The 18,763-nt window shown below is 50.3% G+C and carries 17 protein-coding genes and 1 riboswitch; of the genes, 6 read left to right on the plus strand and 11 right to left on the minus strand.

The genetic code is table 11. From position 1 onward, the window contains the following. Nucleotides 1–40: 40 nt before the first annotated feature. On the minus strand, nt 41–499 hold the full coding sequence (locus tag PLA01S_RS18435; RefSeq protein ID WP_127593474.1) for a chemotaxis protein CheX: 459 nt from the start codon (nt 497–499) through the stop codon (nt 41–43). Nucleotides 500–917: 418 nt separating this feature from the next. On the opposite strand from PLA01S_RS18435, the gene PLA01S_RS18440 reads away from it, so the two are divergent. Together PLA01S_RS18440 and PLA01S_RS18445 are read left to right on the plus strand one after the other, a co-directional pair. Next, nucleotides 918–1,820 carry a LysR family transcriptional regulator gene (locus PLA01S_RS18440; RefSeq protein WP_071222421.1) on the plus strand — a complete coding sequence of 301 codons (903 nt, stop codon included), beginning with the start codon at nt 918–920 and terminating at the stop codon, nt 1,818–1,820. Between the two features lie 53 nt (nt 1,821–1,873). Beyond that, complete coding sequence (locus tag PLA01S_RS18445; RefSeq protein ID WP_100539213.1) at nt 1,874–2,683, plus strand: histidinol-phosphatase; 810 nt, start codon at nt 1,874–1,876, stop codon at nt 2,681–2,683. A gap of 235 nt (nt 2,684–2,918) precedes the next feature. Here the strand turns inward: PLA01S_RS18445 and PLA01S_RS18450 are convergent, their stop codons facing one another. Next, nucleotides 2,919–3,827, minus strand: coding sequence for a metallophosphoesterase (locus PLA01S_RS18450; RefSeq protein ID WP_127593475.1), 909 nt, complete (start codon nt 3,825–3,827; stop codon nt 2,919–2,921). 97 nt (nt 3,828–3,924) lie between these two features. On the opposite strand from PLA01S_RS18450, the gene PLA01S_RS18455 reads away from it, so the two are divergent. Further along, nucleotides 3,925–5,304: an aldehyde dehydrogenase gene (locus tag PLA01S_RS18455; RefSeq protein ID WP_127593476.1), complete on the plus strand. Its 1,380-nt coding sequence runs from the start codon at nt 3,925–3,927 to the stop codon at nt 5,302–5,304. A gap of 69 nt (nt 5,305–5,373) precedes the next feature. Here the strand turns inward: PLA01S_RS18455 and PLA01S_RS18460 are convergent, their stop codons facing one another. From PLA01S_RS18460 to PLA01S_RS18480, 5 genes are all read right to left on the minus strand, one after another. Further along, nucleotides 5,374–6,060 carry a potassium channel family protein gene (locus tag PLA01S_RS18460; protein WP_127593477.1) on the minus strand — a complete coding sequence of 229 codons (687 nt, stop codon included), beginning with the start codon at nt 6,058–6,060 and terminating at the stop codon, nt 5,374–5,376. 217 nt (nt 6,061–6,277) lie between these two features. After that, on the minus strand, nt 6,278–7,078 hold the full coding sequence (locus tag PLA01S_RS18465) for an AAC(3) family N-acetyltransferase (RefSeq protein WP_127593478.1): 801 nt from the start codon (nt 7,076–7,078) through the stop codon (nt 6,278–6,280). A gap of 113 nt (nt 7,079–7,191) precedes the next feature. After that, a complete protein-coding gene (gene sdhB, locus PLA01S_RS18470; protein WP_127593479.1) occupies nt 7,192–7,956 on the minus strand; it encodes a succinate dehydrogenase iron-sulfur subunit in 765 nt (254 codons plus the stop codon). Nucleotides 7,957–7,975: 19 nt separating this feature from the next. Next, nucleotides 7,976–9,718, minus strand: coding sequence for a succinate dehydrogenase flavoprotein subunit (gene sdhA / locus PLA01S_RS18475; RefSeq protein WP_076324824.1), 1,743 nt, complete (start codon nt 9,716–9,718; stop codon nt 7,976–7,978). Nucleotides 9,719–9,734: 16 nt separating this feature from the next. After that, on the minus strand, nt 9,735–10,403 hold the full coding sequence (locus tag PLA01S_RS18480; RefSeq protein ID WP_127593480.1) for a succinate dehydrogenase cytochrome b558 subunit: 669 nt from the start codon (nt 10,401–10,403) through the stop codon (nt 9,735–9,737). A 348-nt stretch (nt 10,404–10,751) separates the two neighbouring features. Between PLA01S_RS18480 and PLA01S_RS18485 the strand changes: the two genes are divergently transcribed. Then, a complete protein-coding gene (locus tag PLA01S_RS18485; protein WP_127593481.1) occupies nt 10,752–11,669 on the plus strand; it encodes a LysR family transcriptional regulator in 918 nt (305 codons plus the stop codon). Between the two features lie 33 nt (nt 11,670–11,702). Here PLA01S_RS18485 and PLA01S_RS18490 read toward each other — a convergent pair whose 3' ends face one another. Next, nucleotides 11,703–12,377, minus strand: a complete 675-nt coding sequence (locus tag PLA01S_RS18490; RefSeq protein WP_009592874.1) for a potassium channel family protein — start codon at nt 12,375–12,377, stop codon at nt 11,703–11,705. A gap of 16 nt (nt 12,378–12,393) precedes the next feature. Further along, a complete protein-coding gene (locus PLA01S_RS18495) occupies nt 12,394–13,734 on the minus strand; it encodes a TrkH family potassium uptake protein (protein WP_127593482.1) in 1,341 nt (446 codons plus the stop codon). Between the two features lie 64 nt (nt 13,735–13,798). Then, nucleotides 13,799–13,943: riboswitch (cyclic di-AMP (ydaO/yuaA leader) on the minus strand. A gap of 291 nt (nt 13,944–14,234) precedes the next feature. On the opposite strand from PLA01S_RS18495, the gene PLA01S_RS18500 reads away from it, so the two are divergent. After that, on the plus strand, nt 14,235–15,923 hold the full coding sequence (locus PLA01S_RS18500; protein WP_127593483.1) for a CPBP family intramembrane glutamic endopeptidase: 1,689 nt from the start codon (nt 14,235–14,237) through the stop codon (nt 15,921–15,923). On the opposite strand, the gene uvrC is transcribed toward PLA01S_RS18500, so the two are convergent. Together uvrC and trxA are read right to left on the minus strand one after the other, a co-directional pair. Next, nucleotides 15,895–17,898, minus strand: coding sequence for an excinuclease ABC subunit UvrC (gene uvrC, locus PLA01S_RS18505; protein WP_127593484.1), 2,004 nt, complete (start codon nt 17,896–17,898; stop codon nt 15,895–15,897). The two genes, PLA01S_RS18500 and uvrC, sit on opposite strands and share 29 nt — an antisense overlap. 134 nt (nt 17,899–18,032) lie before the next feature. Next, nucleotides 18,033–18,350, minus strand: coding sequence for a thioredoxin (trxA, locus tag PLA01S_RS18510; RefSeq protein ID WP_009592891.1), 318 nt, complete (start codon nt 18,348–18,350; stop codon nt 18,033–18,035). Nucleotides 18,351–18,604: 254 nt separating this feature from the next. On the opposite strand from trxA, the gene PLA01S_RS18515 reads away from it, so the two are divergent. Further along, a complete protein-coding gene (locus PLA01S_RS18515; protein WP_006212594.1) occupies nt 18,605–18,760 on the plus strand; it encodes a hypothetical protein in 156 nt (51 codons plus the stop codon). Nucleotides 18,761–18,763: the final 3 nt, after the last annotated feature.

Here is an 18,763-nt window from a genome sequence, read left to right on the forward strand (position 1 = left end):
GCCTTACATATACACGGCCATTGGGTTCGTTACTCCTATTTTATGAAATCATGACTTGAATATCCAGCTCTCCGATTCCTTCCATTCTCAGCGGAATACAAAGTGCCTTCTTCTGAATAAGACTGGATGTTCTATCCGATTTCATGACTTTGGGAGGCGTAATATCCACGCTGACGCCCTGGTTCGATAAAATGGTGCTGGCATTGCCGCTGATCATGTTGCCGAGCTCCGAAATCGCGCTTTGTCCCATCTCATCCATCTCGGTAATGACATAGCCGCCCATCATCACCGATACCATCTGCAGGGCTACCTGCTCCTGAATTCCAAATACAATGTCACCGTTCATTTGGCCTGTCATGCCGATTTGGATCCAGATATGATTCTCCAAATATCCGATCTCTTTGACCCCAAGATTCCCCGTGGAAGGTGAAACCTGTATGACTTGTTCGATCACGTGTCGTGCGGACTCTAAAAAAGGATTGATGACTTCCGCTTTCATTCCTCATTACGCCCCTTTCACTGGGTTGTTGGTCAGGGTCCCAAAGTCCCACCTATATATTTAAACATTATAATGGATACCTTGTAATAAATCATCACAAAATAGCGACAGCCCTCATTCCAACAACTGTCTTGCCATGTCAGCTATCGCTTGAAACGCTTTAGTACGAAGATAATCCTTTCGCTTAAACGGGCCTTTGGTCTCACCTTTTTTCTATGTCTACTTTACTATTATCGGAAGGTTTCCCCATCTTTTAATAATAATTAAATGGAAATTAAAATGTTTTTCATCTTTTTATCCGAAAACCGCCAGGTTTTCCCCCTTCGTTGCTCCACCGGGAAGAATAACCTATAATTTAAATCATACAGATTGCACGCGATAGATGAGCGGAAGAATATATCAAGTAAGGAGGAAGGCTATGAACATCAGCCAATTGGAAACGCTTATTACCATCTCCAAAACGATGAGCTTTCGCAAAGCGGGAGAGCTTCTTAATCTGACACAACCGGCGGTATCCGCCCAGATCAAGAGCCTGGAAGAAGAATTTAAAACGGTGCTGGTGGACCGGAGTCAGCCCGTAACGTTAACCGACCGGGGACAGGTCTTCGTGGACCATGCCGAACAGATCCTCGGGATCGTCGATGAGCTGAAGCAGCGGCTGTCCGACCTTGATCAAACTCCCCAGGGTCATATTCAGCTGGGTACAACCACTTCCATAGCCATTCAGATCCTGCCACGGGTACTTTCCTACTTCCAGGATCAATTTCCTCATATTAAAACAACCATTCAATCCATGGCCTCTTCGCAAATCTACCACAGCGTGGAGAACGGGCTCATCGACATCGGGATCGGCTATCTGATCGAGCGGAATCCCAACTTAAGCACATCCATTCTGTACTACGATACCTTTGAGCTTGTCGTATCCCCACAGCATCCGCTAGCCAAACTCTCCACAGCAAGCATGGATGTGCTGGGCGGAACCCCTCTTATTCTGCTAACGCGTGACACCGTCGGCCGCCGCTTCGCAGATGACGTGATGAAGAAACACGGCATTGAGCCGCAGGTTGTCATGGAACTGTCAAGCAGTGAAGAAATTAAACGGATGGTCGAGATCAATTTGGGCGCAGCGATTATATCGAAGCAGTCCGTGGCGACGGAGCTGCGCAACGGCACCCTGCAGATTGTTCCCCTGAGCGAGCTTGAAGTCAGCCACCCTGTCGGCGTAATCTATAAGAGCGGACGATACGTCAGCTCCGCTATGCGTCAATTCCTCAGTGATTTGAAAGGCATGCCCGAGACACAGTTCATCAGCAGCGAATAACGCTTCATCAATCCTAGAATAATAACCAATCAAGCGATATGAAGGAGGTCAACATGAAATTTGATCTGCACACCCATCATTTCCGCTGCGGCCACGCAGACGGCAACATTCGAGATTATATCGAGGCTGCGATTGCGGCAGATTTACAGGTGATTGGAATCTCGGACCACACTCCATACTTCGGGAGCCCGGAAGAGCAGCCCTTTCCGGCCATCTCCATGGCAAAAGCGGATTTTGCGGGGTACGTACAAGAAGTTCTGGACTTAAAGCGGGAATATGAAGGTAAAATCAAAGTCCTGCTGGGCATTGAATCCGATTATTTTCCGAATCATGCCCAGGTTTATCAGCAGGCGTTAACGGCCTACCCTTTTGACTACATCATCGGCTCCATCCATCACGTCAGGGATGTCAGCATCTTCAATAAAAACCGCTGGAAGAAACTGACCCAGCAGCAGCAGGTTGCCGATAAAGAGGAATACTTCAATCTGATCCGCCAATCCGCACGAAGCGGAATGTTCCAGATTATCGCCCATATGGATGCCATGAAGGGTAATTATCCGCTCTTCTCCGAAATCAAGGCCGACGAGGCGATCGAGGAAACCTTGAAAGTCATCGCGGAATCGGGCCTGGCAATTGAGATCAACACTTCCGGAAAAACCAAGCTGTGCGGCGGCTGGTATCCATCGGGCGCCATCTTGGAGGTCGCGCATCATCACGGCGTTGACGTCACCTTCGGCTCCGACGCCCACAAACCGTCACGGGTCGGAGATGAATTTGACGAAGTGGCCAAAGTGCTCAAAGAAATCGGATACACGGAATGGGTATACTTTGAACAAAAACAGAAGGTGACCGTACCTCTTTAATGGGGGGTACACCTCCTTCTGTTTTTTTGTATTTACATAGGAAGCACAGCAAAATAGGCAAAAAAAAGTGGACCCGTTACCGGGTCCAAAACATAATATATATTCTCAAAAGGGGGTCATGTGATAAGTTTAACCCGCGGCTGTTAGAGTTTGATAACAGGTATATTTCATTTGTGTAACAAATTCCAAGTGATCCTATCATCTTGAAATGTTCAGATCACATACTTCGTTCCCCTCATGCCATAGAGCGCAAGGTGAGCACGGTAAGCTCCGGTTTGCATAAGAAACGAAAAGGCAGCTGCGTCGTACCGATTCCCCTGTTTACATAAAGCAGCATGCCTTGCGAACCGATGGTATATAGACCTTGCACATAACGCTTTGCACCGGGCGGCGTGATCACCTCGCCCACCCAGGGCAAACGGATCTGGCCCCCATGACTGTGTCCCGACAGCTGGAGATGGAATGAATAGGCTGCCGTTGTGTCTGCATAATCCGGCTCGTGCATCAGCAGCAGCTTGAACATCCCGTCGGGTAAATCCTGAATGGCTGTTTTCGGATCCGGCTGGCCCCAGAAAACATCGTCCAAACCTGCCACGGCGATGACGGCACCATCCCGCCTCAGCTTCACGGCGGTGTTTCGCAGCACCTGAAATCCCGCCTCTTCCTCCAGTGAGATCAGTGTCTCCACGTCCCCGTAATCATGGTTACCCAATATGGAAAATAAGCCGAGAGGGGCTTTCAGCTCGGTGAACGGTTGAATGGCAGCCCTCATATCCTCTGTATTGCCGTCCACCATATCCCCTGTGAAACAGATCATGTCCGGTTGCTCATGTTGAATGGCCTGTACCACACGGGCCACGTCTTTTACCCCGGTGTGAAAGCCCAGATGCATATCGCTAAACTGAACGATCTTCATCCCATCAAAAGCCTTAGGCAGTGAAGGAAACGCCAAAGTCAGTCTTTTAATGTCCAATTGATGAGGCTCCCATAAAGATGCGTAAGCCCCGCCTGCAACGCCAACGCCAACCACGGCGGAAACACCGATCTTCAGAAATTGGCGGCGCGACATCTTCGTCTGCATGACTTCTCGCTTTGCCCCGTCATGGGCTTTGTCATGGGGGGTTGCCGAGGATGGATTTCTCATAGGTGGACATCCTCCTATATAATAATAAAAGAGTATAAGTTTTAACGGCCTTACGGTTATTCATATATATGGAATAGCAAGGGAAAGGGGTTTATGTATGACTGATAACGATTCGATCGCTGCATTAGTTTCAGCTCAGCGGCATTTTTTTCATAAAGACATCACCAAGGAAGTGGATTTCCGTCTGCAGCAGCTGACCAAGCTGCGCCAAGTTCTGATTGCCAGGGAAAACGATATCATCGAGGCCCTTCGCAAAGACTTGAACAAAAGTGAACAGGAGGCCTTCACGACGGAGATCGGCATTGTCTATAAGGAGCTTTCCTTTATCATAAAGAATCTGAAGCGCTGGGCCAAGCCGCAGCGAGTCAAAACCGCACTGACGCATGTAGGCAGCAAGGGAATGGTCTACCCTGAGCCTTACGGTACGGTACTGATTATTGCTCCCTGGAATTATCCTTGGCAATTGGCCATCTCTCCGCTGATCGGGGCTTTGGCCGCCGGGAACACCGCGATTGTAAAGCCCTCCGAGCTGACACCTAACGTATCCGGACTCATTACGTCCATCATCACGGAGACGTTTGAGCCGCAATACGTGGCTTCGGTGGAGGGAGGACCTGAGGTAAGCACGAGCCTGCTGGAGCAGCCGATGGATTATATATTCTTTACCGGCAGTACCCATGTCGGCAAAATCGTCATGGAAGCCGCCGCCAAGCAGTTGATCCCGGTGACGCTAGAGCTTGGAGGCAAAAGCCCCTGTATCGTCCACGAGGATGCACCCCTGGCCCTGGCGGCTTCACGTATCGCATTCGGCAAATATACAAATGCCGGCCAAACCTGCGTTGCGCCGGATTATATTCTTGTACACAGCAAGGTGAAGGAGAAGTTCATCGCGCACCTGAAAGACGCCATCACTTCGTTCTACGGCGAGAACCCCCTGACCAATCCCGACTATGGGCGCATTGTTTCGGAGAAGCATTTTGACCGGCTGTCCGGCTTTCTGAACAATGGAACCCTTCGCCATGGCGGGAACCGTTCTAAGGAAAACTTGCTCATCGAGCCCACCGTGCTGGACGATATCACTTGGGATATGCCGGTTATGGAAGAAGAGATTTTCGGCCCCCTGTGTCCGATCCTGACATATGAGGATGTACACGAAGCTGTCCAGGCGATTCATCACCGTCCCAAGCCGCTCGCCCTTTACTTGTTCACGGAGAATGAAGACGTTCAGGATTACGTACTCTCCTCGGTTTCTTTTGGCGGGGGATGTGTCAACGATACGCTGATGCATCTGGCCACTCCCTTCCTTCCATTCGGGGGTGTCGGCGAGAGCGGGATGGGCGCCTACCACGGGGAACACAGCTTCCATACCTTCTCCCATAAGAAAAGCGTGCTCAAGCAAACCAACCGGTTCGATTTTAAATTCCGCTACCCTTCCAAGAACGGGCTCGGCATTCTGAAAAAGCTGATGAAGCCGTAGCTTTAACTAAGACTTTGCTTACTTGACCATATGCACAAATAAAAAAAGGCGCATCGAGATGCGCCTTTTTTACATGGATGAATGCTTTCTTCGATGCGGCTTATTCGCCTTCGACTTCTCTTCACTGCCAGCCACATCCAAGCCGTCATCGCCGGGTGTGAAAATCCGGCGCAGCGTTCCCAGCATGGACAGCGCATACGCAACGGTAATGAAACTGAAGGCAATCTCCAACACCACGACAAGCCGGGACGTATTATCGACTGGGGCTACATCACCATACCCGACCGTGACAAACGTCGCCATGCTGAAATACAGGAAGGTAATGAACTGGCTCAGGAAATCCTGGCCGATATTCTCGCCTTCGAAGGAAGTGCCTCCGAACAGCTTATAGATCGACATATACACCATCGTGAAAAACAAAATGCACATCCCCGCGGCCATGCTGATCCGAACCAGGGTTGTTTTCATGTCAACATGCTGATGAACGGAGTCTGCAATCTTGTCGAATATATAAAGCACATAGAAAATAACGGAGCATAATGCAAACAACAGGATCAGAGCACGCATGCCGCCTTCTCCGGGCACCACGTTCATCAGATCGATCCACCCCAGCAAATCTTCAACTGATACCAGGACATAAATGAGCAGTGGAGCAAGCAGCAAAGGCCTGCTGGACCACTTCTTGTCCATACTGTAGAACAAATAAATCAACAGCAGGAAGCCCGTCAAATTGAGCAGCCACATCCACCATGACATTTTAAGCCCCTCCTTTGGCTTGAGGTCTGAAACTACAGACCGTACCATTACATCTTTATTACCCTTGTAACGGTATTTATGCACCTGGAGGTCGCTGGTAGTCGAGCCTCAGCTCACTTTAGACAACGTTTATGACCAGCCGAGCTCGTGTTAAAAATAGCGCCAAACACGTATATAGCGAGTCGAAAGAAAGCCGTCCAACTGCTTGCTTTAGCATCTAACGGTTCTTCTCCAACCACTGCGCGGCATGATCCACCATTGCCCGTTGTTCAGCCAATACGCAGTCTGCCTTTCCTACACGACCATGCTTATATGCACCGGGGCATTGCGCTTCAAACGAGGCTCCAATCGCTTCAAAATCGTCGGAGTGATAGTTGATATCCTGGAATGCCTCCCACTCTGTTATTCCCTGTACCCTGCGTACTGGCGCGTGGGCGGTGACCGCCTTCTTGCCTGCCCAATTCGCACGATATTCGCTTAAGTGGAAAGAAGTATTATTGCCATAGCCGCTGCCCAGCATAAGCACGTAGGCCCCAGCTTCATATAAACGCGCCAGGGGCGAGGCTTCTCCCAAGCCGTAATCTAGCAGATGGGAGTGCATAAGTGCCTTTGCGTCCCTGCCTCGTGCTGCAAACGAAACATGCGGATGAAGGCTTCGGATGACCCCTTCTTGCTTACGGAACACTTCCGGTATGATCCCCATCCCTGTTGTGACGGTCAGATCCGGATCATAGGGAGGCATGTCCTCACGGATCAAATCCCACCATTTCGGGTCAGCCGGAGGATTTCCCCATGTCTTCGGGTCGGTTAAGTTCGCAGACTGGGTCGGCATCACCAGTGTCCCTTCATCGCCCAGTATGTCTTCCAGGGCCAGTATAACCGCTTCCGGACCGCCAACAATCCATCCGCCCAAGCTCTTAAGCGAGGAATGGACCAGCAGAGTCATTCCCTTCTGTACGCCCAGAGCGACCAGGTCATCGCTTATATCCCTTATCGTAATCGGTCTTTCGCTGATCAAGTGACTCACCTCAAATTCAAAATCTAAAAACACATCATTCATATCATATAACAAAAAGCGCCTGTACCGAAGTCATGCCCCGGTCAGACGCCTTGGTGTTGAAGCTAAACCGATTAAACGCCAAGCCAGCGCTTAAACAAGTGTTTGGTTGTATCCTTGTTCATTTCCGCAATGGATGTCGTCAGCGGAATGCCCTTCGGACAAGAACGCACGCAGTTCTGCGAGTTGCCGCAGCCCTCAATGCCTCCGTCCTGCATCAGCGCTTCCAGACGCTCTTCCTTGTTCATCTCACCTGTCGGGTGAGCATTGAACAAGCGAACTTGGGAAATGGCGGCTGGTCCGATAAAGTCCGTTTTTTCGTTAACGTTCGGGCAAGCCTCAAGACATACGCCGCATGTCATACATTTGGACAGCTCGTAAGCCCACTGACGCTTCTTCTCAGCCATTTTAGGTCCGGGGCCAAGGTCGTAGGTGCCATCGATCGGAATCCACGCCTTGACGCGCTTGAGCGCCGTGAACATGCGGCTGCGGTCGATAACCAAGTCTCTTACAACAGGGAACGTCTTCATCGGCTGAATCCGGATCGGCTGTTCCAGCTTATCAATCAGTGCCGCACACGCTTGGCGCGGTTTGCCGTTAATGACCATGGAGCAAGCTCCGCACACTTCTTCCAGGCAGTTGGAGTCCCAGCATACAGGTGCGGTCGTTTGGCCCTGTGCATTTTTGGGATTGCGCTGAATTTCCATCAGCGCACTAATGACGTTCATGCCGGGACGGTACGGAATTTCGAATTCCTCAGTATAGGATTTCGTCTCCGGATTGTCCTGACGTGTAATGATAAACTTAACGCTCTTTGAGGCGGTTGCCGTTTGAGACATCGTAAATCCCCCTTCCTTCTTACTTGTCTTTCGAATAATCGCGAATACGCGGCGGGATTAAGGAAACATCCACTTCTTCATATGAAATCTGCGGTCCATCAGGCGTCCAGGTTGCTTTGGTTGTCTTGAGGAACTCTTCATCGTTACGATCAGGGAAATCCGGCTTGTAGTGAGCGCCACGGCTTTCGTTCCGGAGAAGCGCACCCAGCGTCATGGCCTCGGACAGCTCCAGCATGTTCCACAGCTGGCGCGTGAACGCCACGCCCTGGTTGTTCCAGCGGGAGGTATCCGTCATATTGATATTGCGGTAGCGCTGCTTCAATTCCTTGATTTTGCCGATGGTAGCTTCAAGCTTGTCATTGTAGCGAACCACCGTCATGTTGTTGGTCATCCATTCGCCGAGCTCTTTATGGATCACATAAGCATTCTCGGTTCCTTCCATCTTGAGCAGGCCTTCGTATTTGGTCGTTTGCTCTTTCGCTACGCGATCAAATACCGTGGAGGAAACATCCTCAGCGGACTTCTTCAGACCTTTGACATATTCAATCGCCTTCGGTCCGGCCACCATACCACCGTAAATGGCTGAGACCAGAGAGTTCGCTCCCAGACGGTTCGCACCGTGATATTGATACTCGCATTCTCCGGCTGCGAACAGCCCTGGAATGTTCGTCATTTGGTTGTAATCGACCCACATGCCGCCCATGGAATAATGGACTGCCGGGAAGATCTTCATCGGGATTTTACGCGGATCGTCGCCCATGAATTTCTCATAGATCTCGATGATGCCGCCAAGCTTCACGTCCAGCTCTTTCGGATCTTTATGGGAGAGATCCAGGTAGACCATGTTCTCGCCATTGATGCCAAGTCCCATATCAACGCAGACGGAGAAGATTTCACGCGTAGCGATGTCACGCGGCACCAGGTTTCCGTAAGCAGGGTATTTCTCTTCGAGGAAATACCATGGCTTGCCGTCTTTATAGGTCCAGATCCGTCCGCCTTCACCGCGTGCCGATTCCGACATCAAGCGGAGCTTGTCATCGCCTGGAATGGCTGTCGGGTGAATCTGGATGAACTCGCCATTGGCATAATGAACGCCTTGCTGATAAACGGCACTGGCCGCTGTTCCCGTGTTGATCACCGAGTTGGTCGTTTTTCCGAAAATAATACCAGGACCACCGCTTGCGAGAATGACGGCTTCAGCTTTGAACGCCTTGATCTCCATCGAGCGCAGATCCTGGGCAGCGATACCGCGGCACACGCCTTCGTCGTCGATGATCGCATTCAGGAACTCCCAGTTCTCGTACTTGGTCACAAGACCCGCGGTTTCCCAGCGGCGAACCTGCTCGTCAAGCGCATACAGCAGCTGTTGTCCGGTCGTTGCGCCGGCGAATGCGGTCCGGTGACGCTTTGTTCCGCCGAAACGGCGGAAATCAAGCAGGCCTTCCGGCGTACGGTTAAACATAACGCCCATGCGGTCCATCAAGTGGATAATGCCCGGAGCCGCTTCACACATCGCTTTGACCGGAGGCTGATTCGCAAGGAAGTCGCCGCCGTACACCGTATCGTCAAAGTGCTCCCAAGGAGAGTCACCCTCACCTTTCGTATTCACGGCTCCATTGATGCCGCCTTGCGCACACACGGAGTGAGAGCGTTTAACAGGTACAAGCGAGAATAGATGAACGTGAGCTCCTGCTTCTGCCGCTTTGATGGTTGCCATCAGCCCGGCGAGGCCACCGCCCACTACAATAATATTAGATGCCATTTTTCGTTCACTCCCCTTAACTTAAGACTGTCTTAACTACATCGATCGCTGCTGTCGCCGCCTGGAATTCGGAACTGCGGAATGCTGTCATAGCCAGAACGAACAGCAAGCTCATCAATACGAACAAGCCCATGCAGATGTAAGTGGATACCTTCTGCGCGCGTGGACCGACGGTGATGCCCCAGCTAACGAGGAACGCCCACAGGCCGTTTGTAAAGTGGAAGGCTGCCGAAACAACGCCGATGACGTACAGAGTAAACAGAATCGGATTGTTCATGATGCCGTGCATCGTGGCGCCCAAATCGTCATGCGTGATTTTGCCGATCATGATTTGGAAACGCGTATCGTACATATGCCAGATAACAAAAACGAACGTAATAACACCGGTGATCCGTTGAATGGTGAAGCGGATGTTCCGTTCATAGTTGTAATTGCCCACGTTGTTATTCGCCTGGTAAGCGATGTATAACCCGTAGACACCGTGATATAGCAGTGGCAGCCAGATCAGGAACAGCTCGAGGAAAAATACCAACGGCATGCTGTTCAAAAAATGTACCGCGCTCGCGAAGCCTTCCTTTCCACCCTCGAAAGCCTTAAAGTTGGAAATCATATGGCTGAGCAAAAATGCCCCAAGCGGTATGACACCGAGTAAAGAATGCAGCTTTCTGGAATAATACCCTTTCATCAGTTGACGTTCCCCTTTCCAATGTGCAGCGTTTTCATTTTCAATCTTTCCTATTTTCAGAACAATTACACTTGCCCTGTCCTAAAGAAGGTTGTTCAAAAAGCCCGCTTTTGATCACGAAGTGAATCAGGAAGCCACTCGGCATCTAAACCGACCTTTATGAACACGCATTAACCGTTGCAACGACAAAAAGCTGCCTATTTCGGCATTCGTGTGAACAACTTGTGTCATGTTTCATGTTACTCCTTTTTTTCTTATAATGGAATTGCAATATAATTATTAATCGTTATAATCTATACGCATAAGCAATGTTTTGCACGCATGTCTATTTTATATAGGAGGAATTCCATGTTCGAAGAACTGGACATGTTCGCCGTCGTTGTAGAGCAATCCAGCATAAACCAAGCCTCCAAGCTGCTTAACTTGTCACAGCCAGCCCTGTCCCGAAAAATAGCCAAGCTGGAGGATCAGCTCGGGCTGCAGCTGTTCAACCGCCGGGGCAAACGACTGGAGCTTACCTCCATCGGACAGATTGTGTACACTTTTGCCTTGGAGCAGAGACAGCAGCAGATCAAATTCATGCAGACTCTGGCCCATTACCGGGAGGGAGATCAGATCTCGATCAACCTGGGCGCCAGTCTGACCACCCTTCAGACCACCTTGCCCCCGCTCGTTAACGCATTCATGGAGCGTCATCCCGCGGCCGAAATCAAACTGATTACCGGCAAGACCCATGAGATCGTTTCTTATGTAAGAGATAAGCGCGTTGATGTCGGCATTGTAGCCTCCTCCATCAACCAGCCCGGATTAAACTGCATCCCGTTGTTTGATGACCACCTGGAGCTTGTCATCCCGTCTTCACACCCGCTGGCGGAGCTCGAGGATGTTGGCATCGAGCAGCTTCAAGGCTTGCCGATGATCATTTTCTCGACCGGAACCTGGTACCGCAAGCTGACGGATGACCTGTTCCACCGCTGGGGCATCATGCCCGATATCCGGATGGAGATCGACTCCTTCGAAGCGATCGTCAGGCTCATCCCGACCTGCAAGGCGGCGGCACTGCTGCCCAAATCCTATCTGAGGCCGCAGCTGTTGTCCGATAACGGGCTTGTTGACATTCATATTCCGGCACTCATTGAAACCCGGCGCACGACTTCGCTGATCTACGGCCAAGCCTCGGAGCTGAGCAAGGCGGCCAGCCGCTGGATTGACGAAACGGAAATCCTGTTTCGTAAGCTCGAAGAGGATAAAATGAAGAAAACCTGACGGATATAAGTTCGTCAGGTTTTTCTTCTATATTTATTTTTCCAGCATATTCACGACCTCAGACTCAAAGCGATCCACATTATCATTGGAGCCGATAACGACCATAATGTCGCCGGAGTTCACCACATCCATGGCTGTCGGGGCTACGATAATGCCGGATTGTTTATTCAGGGCCACCACGCTGACACCGTAGCGAACCCTCGTATTGAGCTCGCTAAGCGTTTTTCCGTCCATGCAGTCGGTGACCGTCATCTCCACAATCAGATAGTCCTTGGATAATTCGATATAGTCGAGCAGGTTGGGCGTAACAAGCTGATGGGCTACCCGAATCCCCATATCCCGTTCCGGAAAGATCACCCGGTCCACGCCCAGCTTCTCCAGCGCCCGGCCGTGCAGCACCGAAATTGCCTTGGCAACGACCATGGCAACACCAAGCTCTTTCAACAAGATGGCAGATAAGATACTCATCTGAATATCGTTTCCGATCGCAACAATCCCGCAGTCGAAGTTACGGATACCGAGCGATTTAAGCACCTCTTCATCCGTAGCATCCGCCACCACCGTGTGCGTCAGCAGCTCGCTCATATCCTCGACGACCTCTTCATTGCGGTCGATGCCGAGCACCTCATATCCCTGTTCCATCAGCTCAAGCGCCAGGCTGGCGCCAAATCGTCCCAAACCGATGATTGCAAATTGCTTTGGTTTCATGTCTCTCCTGTACTCCTTATCCAATAATCATTTTGCCTTCCGGATGACGATATAATTCTTTACCCTTTTTCGGCCCCAGTGCATAAGCAAGTGTCAAAGGCCCCAATCGCCCTGCAAACATCGTAATGCTGATCAAAACCTTCCCAAACACCGTCAGATCAGGCGTTAAGCCCATGGAGAGACCCACCGTACCGAAGGCGGATGTCGTTTCGAAGAGGATCTCCAGGAAGTCCCCTTCCTCTGTCGTTGACAGAATCATCGATACGGTTAGAACGAGCAGCAGTGCCAGTAATGCAATGGTCAGTGCCTTCAGCACCCGCTCCTGGGCCAGGCGATACCGGAACATGACGATGTCTTCACGTCCACGCATCATGGCGATGACCGCCCCCACCATAATGGTGAAGGTTGTGGTTTTGATACCGCCCCCGGTTGACCCTGGGGATGCTCCGATAAACATCAGAATAACGATAAAAAATTGCGTGGCCTGTCTAAGCCCCGTAATATCTATAGTATTCGCGCCGGCTGTTCGCGGCGTTACGGATTGGAATAACGCGCCGAAGAATTTTCCGCCCCAATTCAGGGAGCCGAGCGTCCTCGGATTGGTGAATTCGAATATAAGAATGACGATAAATCCAACCAGCAGCAAGGTACCCGTCATGGTGAGCACCACTTTGGAGTGCAAGGAAAGTCTCCGCTGTTTCCGGAAATCAATCAGATCGGATAGGACGATAAATCCAATGCCGCCTGAGACAATCAAAAACATCACGACAACGTTGACTACAGGATCGTAGACATACCCGGTCAAACTCCGAAAATCACCAAACAAATCGAAACCGGCGTTGTTAAACATCGTGACCGCATGAAAAACACCGTAATAAATCGCCTGGCCAAGCGGCATATCGAACGCCCAACGAATCGATAGAATGACAGCGCCGCAGGCCTCGATGATGAGGGAGTACAGCAGCACTCTGCGAATCAGCCTTACGATTCCTTCCATCGAGGACTGATTCATCGCTTCCTGCAGAATGAGACGATCCTTGAGCGATATGCGCCTTTTGAGAGCCAAAGCAAATAAAGTCGCCATCGTCATGAATCCGAGCCCGCCGATCTGGATCAGCAGCATGATCACGACTTCTCCGAAGGAACTGAATGTCGTTCCTGTATCCACCACAACCAGACCCGTTACGCAAGTTGCCGATGTCGAAGTGAACAATGCATCGATAAATTCAAGCGGTTCACCCGTACTTGTGGAAATTGGCAGCATTAGCAGCGCGGTCCCGATGAAGATAATAGCCGCAAACCCAAGCACGAGAATCTGCGGCGGAGACAACCTGAGCCAGTTAAATTTAGAGTTCAATCGGTCACCTTCTTAAAAAAAATCAAGAAAAAAAGACACTGGAAAACGCAGTGCCCTTACGGTCTGGTTCCTGTGCTGCAGCCTACGAGGTTAGCTGACGGATTCGGGCATTTCCACAGGTCGCCCTATTCATTATTCTAGGAATAATGAAATTCACCCCAATTACATGGTTCCCCCATTTTCAGTACGAAATTCGGCTGGAATATTCGGTTCCTTGAAGCATGATGTGATTATAACGCAATCCGGTACGTAACCCAATGCCGTTTTTCACCCAAAAAATCTTTAAAAGAACGCGAATTGGGCATATTCAAGAATACAAGCATAGGGTTCTCTAACGTTTTCGAAACCTTTCATTCATTTTCATCGATTTATTTCATTATTCCGGATATTGGGATAAGCTGCTAATGACTTTCATAACTATGTTATATTGACTCTATGTGTTCTTAATCAGGCATATCGAATACCAGTGGGAGTATCAACTTTCTTAGAGGAGGAATTTCATGAATCGTGCAAGAGAGGCCTTGAAGCTGAAGCCCAATCTGAAACAGCTCATCGCGCCTGCCGCAGTCGGCCTGATTCTGTTCCTATTATTTCAGGTGTTTCCGTCGACGAATCCGGATTCGACCGAGATGGCAACTCCGAATATCATATCCAAGGAGCAGGCTCGGCAAGCGGCTTCAAGCTTTGCTCAGGAGCATTTGCAGTTTACGGCTGCGGAAACGGATGACGCATTGGTTACATATCAATCCAAATCGGAACTTTACGGATATCTGGCGAAGGAAAAGAAACTTTCGGAATACAACAAAACCTATGAAGCCAAATATCCCTATGACGTATACCGCGTTCGCTTCAGCGAACCGGGAGGCGATGCCCTCAATGTGGACGTGCACATGCAAAATTCAGGCATCGTCGGATTCTCGTACGATTTCGCCCGCTCCAGCTATGACCGGATTGAGCTGAACAAGGGCGATGTACAAAGGCAGATGCTGCTTGTCGTCGAGGACGGCATGTCATTAGCCGAGAAGCAAGCTCACGCAGAGCCTTGGCTCCAGCGAGCGGGCTATGATCCGTCGCAACTGGAGCTGGTTACGCGGGAAGGGGAACCCCGGCTCCGGTATGTGGACCCGGAATCCAAGATTGGTGATTCCAGATTGGAGCACCGTTTCACCTTCGAACAGGGGAAATTACGCTCCTATGAGCCATCCTTTTCAGTCCCGGCCGCCCATTCCGCCTATGTCAACAAGCAGACACAGGATGCAACGCTGCTGACGCTTGCAGGGTATGGCCTGTTCACCCTCATCCTTGGCATTCTTGCGATTGTATACAGCGTGAAGACCAGAGCCTATACGTCGTTTAAGCGCGGCCTGTTCCTATCGGCGCTGCTGTTTATCATTCAGATGCTGAATACGTATAATCTGATTCCCGTTTTCCAATCGGAGGGGATGTCGCAAACCGGTATAATCGGAATGATGATTTTTTATGCGGTCTATTCGCTTATCTTCTCCGCGCTGCTCTATTTCTCCCTTGTCGGGGGCAACGGGCTATGGCAAAAAGAAGACGGACTCAATCCATGGCCGCGAGCCAAAGAACCCGGATACGGACAGTATGTACTGGACAGCATGAAGCTGGGGTATATGTGGGCTTTCATCCTGCTTGGAGTCCAATCCATTATCTTTGTCGTTCTGGGCCTAACCTTGAATACATGGTCCACCACGGATGCCACACAGTCGCCTTATAACATGCTCTATCCTTGGCTGTTTCCACTGATGGCTTGGCTGGCCGGCATATCCGAGGAGGCCGTCTATCGACTGTTCGGTATCAAAATGGTGAAAAAGATCGTCCGCAATACGTTTGTGGCCAGTTTAATTACCTCGCTCATCTGGGCGCTCGGGCATACGCTCTATCCGATATACCCTGTAATTTCCCGGCCCATTGAACTGGTCATCATCGGCTTGCTGTTCAGCTACATCTTTTTGAAATACGGGTATTTGGCGGCCATGTTCTCCCATGTCATCTTTAACAGCATCTTGATGGGCATTAGCCTGATCCTGCTCAAGGACACCAGCAACTTGCTGATCGGTGCTTTCTACATGGTGCTTCCGGCGATGGTCGCGTATGCGATTTACCGTTTCAATCCAACAAAAAAAGAGAAGCCGTATGTCACGACTCCTCCTCACGAAGTACCTTAAGAATTTCCGTTGCTAATTTCTCACCGATTGAAAGGGGCTTGAAGTCTTCGACTGAAGCCTCTTTTATTTTTTTGACCGAGCCAAAATGCTTCAACAGGAGCTTGCGGCGCTTCTCTCCAATGCCCGGGATGGAATCCAGCTTGGAGGATACCATCGATTTGCCGCGCTGTTCGCGGTGGAAGGAAATCGCAAAACGGTGAACCTCATCCTGAATGCGCTGCAGCAAATAGAACTCCTGGCTGTCCCGGGGCAGCGTAACCGGCTCCGGCGGGTCTCCGACCATGAGCTGCGCTGTTTTATGCTTGGCATCCTTCACAAGCCCGCAGACCGGGATAAATAACCCCAGCTCATTCTCCAGTACATCGATGGCGGCGGAAATCTGCCCCTTCCCTCCATCGACCACAATCAGATCGGGAAGCGGCAAGTTCTCCTTCAAGACGCGCTCGTACCGCCGCCGGATCACTTCACGCATCGTATCATAATCGTCCGGTCCCAGCACGGTGCGAATCTTGTACTTCCGGTATTCCTTCTTGTCCGGTTTCCCATTGGTAAAGACGACCATGGCCGATACCGGATTGGTCCCCTGAATGTTGGAGTTATCAAATGCCTCGATCCGGTTCAGCGACTGGAGGCCGATCACTTCGCCCAGATTTGCCGCTGCGACCGAGGTGCGTTCTTCATCGCGCTCAATCAAGCGGAATTTCTCGTCTAAGGACACCTTCGCATTATCCAATGCCATGCCCACCATCTGTTTCTTCAAGCCGCGCTGCGGGACATGCACCTTCACGCCGAGCCATTCCTGCAGGGCGGCAGCCCCTCCGGCTGCATCCACGATGCCAGCAGCTTCCGCCTGCTTCTCCTGTGCCTCGGCAAGGGCTGCCTGCTGTTCATCGGATGTACCTGCCGAAAGCGGATTCGCCGTATCCACGGCTGCCTCGGCGTTTCGTCCACCTTCATCCGCAGCCGTTCCAGCAACCGACTCTGGATCAGCCTCGTCTATCAACAGAGGCTCAGGCAGCAGAATTTCCTGCGGCAATGCAGGATTATCACTGTAATACTGGGCAATAAAAGACATAAAGTCGCTGTGCGCATCGCCGTAGAACGGAAAAACGGACTTGTTGCGCTGTACCATTTTCCCTTGGCGCATGTACAGAATCTGTACGCACATCCAGCCTTTATCCACAGCGTAACCGAATACGTCGCGGTCCCGCGTATCCGTTGTTGTAATCTTCTGCTTCTCCATTAGCGTATCGATATGGATGATCTGATCCCGCAGTTCTTTGGCACGTTCGAAATACAAGTCCTCCGCGGCCTCCTGCATCTTGCGCTGCAGTTCCTTCTTGATCTCTTCATGCCCGCCGCTCAGGAATGACGTAATCTCCCCGGTGATCTGTTCATAAGCAGACTTCGGAATTTCCTTCACACATGGAGCCAAGCATTGTCCCATATGATAATACAAGCACACTTCTTTTGGCATGACGCCGCATTTGCGCAAAGGATACATCCGGTCCAGCAGCTTTTTGGTCTGCTGTGCCGCATAAGCATTCGGGTAGGGGCCAAAGTATTTGGCTTTATCTTTAAGCACCCTTCTGGTCACTTCCAGACGGGGATGCTCTTCATTCGTTATTTTAAGATACGGATAGGTTTTATCATCCTTCAGCAGCACGTTGAATCTTGGCTGATGGGTTTTGATGAGGTTGCATTCCAGAATCAATGCTTCCATGTTGCTGCCGGTCACAATGTATTCAAAATCGCGGATTTCCGAAACCAGCATCTGGGTCTTCCCGTTATGGCTTCCGGTAAAATAAGAGCGTACCCGGTTCTTCAGCACTTTGGCCTTGCCCACATAAATAATCGTGCCTTCATGATTCTTCATCAAGTAACAGCCGGGCTGGTCCGGCAGCAATGCCAGCTTGTGGCGGATATTCTCCAGCGCCTTCTCCTGCTCCTCAAGCTGTTTGGCATAATCGTCCATGCTGTTCCTCCTCTCCAAGGAGATTATATAGTATTAACCCTAAATATAAACCATTATGAATAACCACACAAAGCGCCTCCGGGTTTAACCGAAGGCGCTGTATGAAAGCAGATTGCATCTATGGACAATCCTGCTTATTGATGTTTTGCAATGATGCCCTTCAAGGCTTCTTTGGAGTTCAGACCTACCACTTTATCGACAGGCTGGCCGTCTTTAAAGAAAATCATGGTCGGAATGCTCATCACGCCGAAACGTGCTGCGGATTCCGGATTCTCATCCACGTTCACCTTAGCAATTTTTACATCATCGCCGAGTTCTGAAGACAATTCGTCCAGAATCGGAGCAAGCATTTTACAAGGGCCGCACCACGGCGCCCAAAAATCAACTACAACCGTTCCTTGACCTTCAACTTCATTCACGAAGGTTTGGTCGGTAACATTGACGATAGCCATTGTATTCTCCTCCTCACAGGATAAGATCAGGTATAGTGCGAATCATAACTGTCGAATGGGTCGACGAATTTAGTATACCACAATCGGCCGGAAAAAGTGAAATATACTCACCTAAAGAAAGAGGATTTCACGGGATTTTTATGCAATCTTTACAAATGATTTGCGCATTGGGTATACTACTAGTAACAAGTCGGGTGACTGTCAAGTTTTTCGTGTTATGCACGGCATGTTCACCTTTTGAGGAGGCAAGCACCATGGATGTAAACGTACGCGTTAACGATCCACGGGAGCACATCAATGAAGAACCACGCAATGACTTTGGCGATTTGATGATGGGCTTCGTGGGGATGTTCGGTTTCATGACCATCATCTTTTTCGGATTCGTCATTATCAAATTCTTGGTCGGCTAATAC

It is taken from the genome of Paenibacillus lautus NBRC 15380 (assembly GCF_004000945.1).
Classification (GTDB): Bacteria; Bacillota; Bacilli; order Paenibacillales; family Paenibacillaceae; genus Paenibacillus_AQ; species Paenibacillus_AQ lautus.